The organism is Pseudomonas sp., from assembly GCF_050739995.1.
GTDB lineage: Bacteria > Pseudomonadota > Gammaproteobacteria > Pseudomonadales > Pseudomonadaceae > Aquipseudomonas.
The window spans coordinates 1-2959 of the sequence record NZ_JBOICG010000414.1; the positions used below are offsets into that span (position 1 = coordinate 1).

Here is a 2959-nt window from a genome sequence, read left to right on the forward strand (position 1 = left end):
GTTTGTGCAGGGGGGTAAGTGCAGTCACGCGCCGTCCTGTTGAGCAAGTGAGGTTGGAGCATAACCGCAGAGCCGTGGCTCTGGTATTCTCGTTGCCATGAAAAAAACTCTCCCTTTAAGCCTGATCGCAGCCCTCGGTGAAAACCGTGTGATCGGCGTCGACAACAGCATGCCCTGGCATTTGCCGGGGGATTTCAAATATTTCAAGGCCACCACGCTCGGCAAGCCGATCATCATGGGGCGCAAGACCTGGGATTCCCTGGGCCGACCGTTGCCGGGGCGCCTGAACATTGTGGTCAGCCGTCAGACCGATCTTAAGCTTGAAGGTGCGGAAGTTTTTCCATCACTGGACGCGGCAGTGGAACGCGCCGAGGCGTGGGCACTGGAGCAGGGCGTGGATGAACTGATGCTGATCGGCGGTGCGCAGCTGTATGCACAGGGATTGGAGCAGGCGGATCGCCTGTATCTGACCCGCGTGGCGTTGAGCCCGGAAGGGGATGCGTGGTTTCCGGCGTTTGATTTGAACCAGTGGAAGCTGGTGTCGAACCTGGAGAACCCGGCGGAAGGTGATAAGCCTGCGTACAACTTTGAGGTTTGGGAGAAAGCCTAAAAGCATCGCAGGCAAGCCAGCTCCCACACTTGACTGTGTTCACAGATCAAAATGTGGGAGGGGGCTTGCCCCCGATAGCGGTCTATCAGACTTGCGCTAACTCAGCATGCTCATCAGCATTCAGCAGCTCTTTGTCCGTCTGCCCCATGATCTGGCTGGTAATCGCCCCCGCCGTCATCGAACCATTCACGTTCAGCGCCGTACGGCCCATGTCGATCAGCGGCTCCACGGAAATCAGCAGCGCCACCAGTGACACCGGCAGCCCCATGGCCGGCAGCACGATCAGTGCGGCAAAGGTTGCACCACCGCCCACGCCTGCCACACCCGCCGAACTCAAGGTCACAATCGCCACCAGGGTCGCGATCCACAGTGGGTCCAGCGGGTTGATGCCTACCGTCGGAGCAACCATCACTGCCAACATCGCCGGGTAGAGACCGGCACAACCATTCTGGCCAATCGTGGCGCCAAACGACGCGGCGAAACCGGCGATGGATTGCGGGATGCCCAGGCGGCGGGTCTGCGCCTCAATGCTCAGTGGAATCGCCGCCGCGCTGGAGCGGCTGGTGAAGGCAAACGTCAGCACCGGCCACACCTTGCGAAAGAACCGCAGCGGATTGATCCCGGCCACGGACAGCAGCACGCCATGCACCACGAACATCAGGCCCAGGGCCAGGTACGACACCACCACAAAACTGCCGAGCTTGATGATGTCTTGCAGGTTGGAGCCAGCGACCACCTTGGTCATCAGCGCCAATACGCCGTAAGGGGTCAGTTTCATCACCAGGCGTACCAGGCGCATGACCCAGGCTTGCAGGGTGTCGATGGCGTTGAGCACTTTCTGGCCCTTTTCCACGTCATCCTTGAGCAGTTGCAGCGCGGCAACCCCGAGGAACGCGGCAAAGATCACCACACTGATGATCGACGTCGGCTTGGCGCGGGCCAGGTCGGCGAATGGGTTGGCTGGTACGAACGACAGCAGCAACTGCGGGATATTCAGGTCGGCAACCTTGCCCGCGTAATCGCTCTGGATCACTTGCAGGCGCGCCATTTCCTGGGTGCCGGCCACCAAGCCCTCGGCAGTCAGGCCGAACAGGTTGGTCAGGCCAATGCCGATCAGCGCTGCAATCGCGGTGGTGAACAGCAGTGTGCCGATGGTCAGGAAGCTGATCTTGCCCAGGGACGAGGCGTTATGCAGGCGTGCCACGGCACTCAGGATCGAGGCGAACACCAGCGGGATCACGATCATTTGCAGCAGTTGCACGTAACCATTGCCGACCAGGTCGAACCAACCGATCGAGGCTTTGAGCACTGGGTTACCGTCGCCATAAATCGTGTGCAACGCCGCACCGAATACCACGCCAAGGACGAGGGCAAATAACACCTTCTTGGCGAGGCTCCAGTTTGTGCGGCGGGTTTGTGCCAGGCCCAGCAACAGGGCCACGAACACCAGTAAGTTGAGAATCAGGGGCAGATTCATTGAAGCTCCGTTGAGAAGGCAGCCAATCGCGCGAGCCTGCGATTGCGAACCGGAAAGCCTAACAGCTTGAAATATATTGATTTAATACCGATATGGAATGGTGACTGTCGTTTTTGGAATAAGCGTTTGACGCTCAGGCACATGCCTTTGGCGTTATCACGACGTAAGCGGTCGTGCTCGGGCGATAACTGTCATACAGATTTGTTAGCGTCGATGTCTTTCACTCAGGGAGAAAACGCTTATGAAGCTCGCGCCAAAACTACTTGCCGCCGCCTTCTGCCTCGGCCTCGCCAGCCAGGCATTTGCCGCCACCGAGTTGAAGCACTGGCCGGCGCCCGCCGCCGAGCAACTGAACAAAATGATCGCCGCGAACGCCAACAAGGGTAACTTCGCGGTGTTCGACATGGACAACACCAGCTACCGCTACGACCTCGAAGAGTCCCTGCTGCCGTACCTGGAAAACAAGGGCCTGATCACCCGCGACACCATGGACCCCTCCCTGAAACTGATGCCGTTCAAGGACACCGCCGACCACAAGGAAAGCCTGTTCAGCTACTACTACCGCCTCTGCGAAGTCGACGACATGGTCTGCTACCCGTGGGTGGCGCAGATTTTTTCCGGCTTCACCCTCAAGGAGCTCAAGGGCTACGTGGATGAGCTGATGGCCTCCGGCAAGCCTGTACCGGTCACCTATTACGAAGGTGACGTGGTGAAGACCTCCGAGGTACAGCCGCCGAAGGTCTTCACCGGCCAGGCTGAGCTGTACAACAAGCTGATGGAGAACGGCATCGACGTCTATGTAATGACCGCCGCCTCGGAAGAGCTGGTGCGCATGGTCGCGGCCGATCCGAAGTACGGCTACAACGTCAAGC

2 protein-coding genes and 1 pseudogene are annotated in these 2959 nt (G+C 59.1%); 2 read left to right on the plus strand and 1 reads right to left on the minus strand.

The annotated features are described in order from the left end of the window. Positions 1 to 97: 97 nt before the first annotated feature. On the plus strand, positions 98 to 610 hold the full coding sequence (locus ACRESD_RS13730) for a dihydrofolate reductase (protein WP_431751401.1): 513 nt from the start codon (positions 98 to 100) through the stop codon (positions 608 to 610). Positions 611 to 695: 85 nt separating this feature from the next. Here the strand turns inward: ACRESD_RS13730 and ACRESD_RS13735 are convergent, their stop codons facing one another. Beyond that, the gene (locus tag ACRESD_RS13735) at positions 696 to 2087 is read right to left on the minus strand and encodes an L-cystine transporter (RefSeq protein WP_431751402.1); all 1392 of its coding nucleotides are present in this window, start codon (positions 2085 to 2087) and stop codon (positions 696 to 698) included. A 241-nt stretch (positions 2088 to 2328) separates the two neighbouring features. Here ACRESD_RS13735 and ACRESD_RS13740 point away from each other — a divergent pair. Continuing rightward, positions 2329 to 2959, plus strand: a pseudogene (locus ACRESD_RS13740) (haloacid dehalogenase-like hydrolase); the annotation flags it as partial.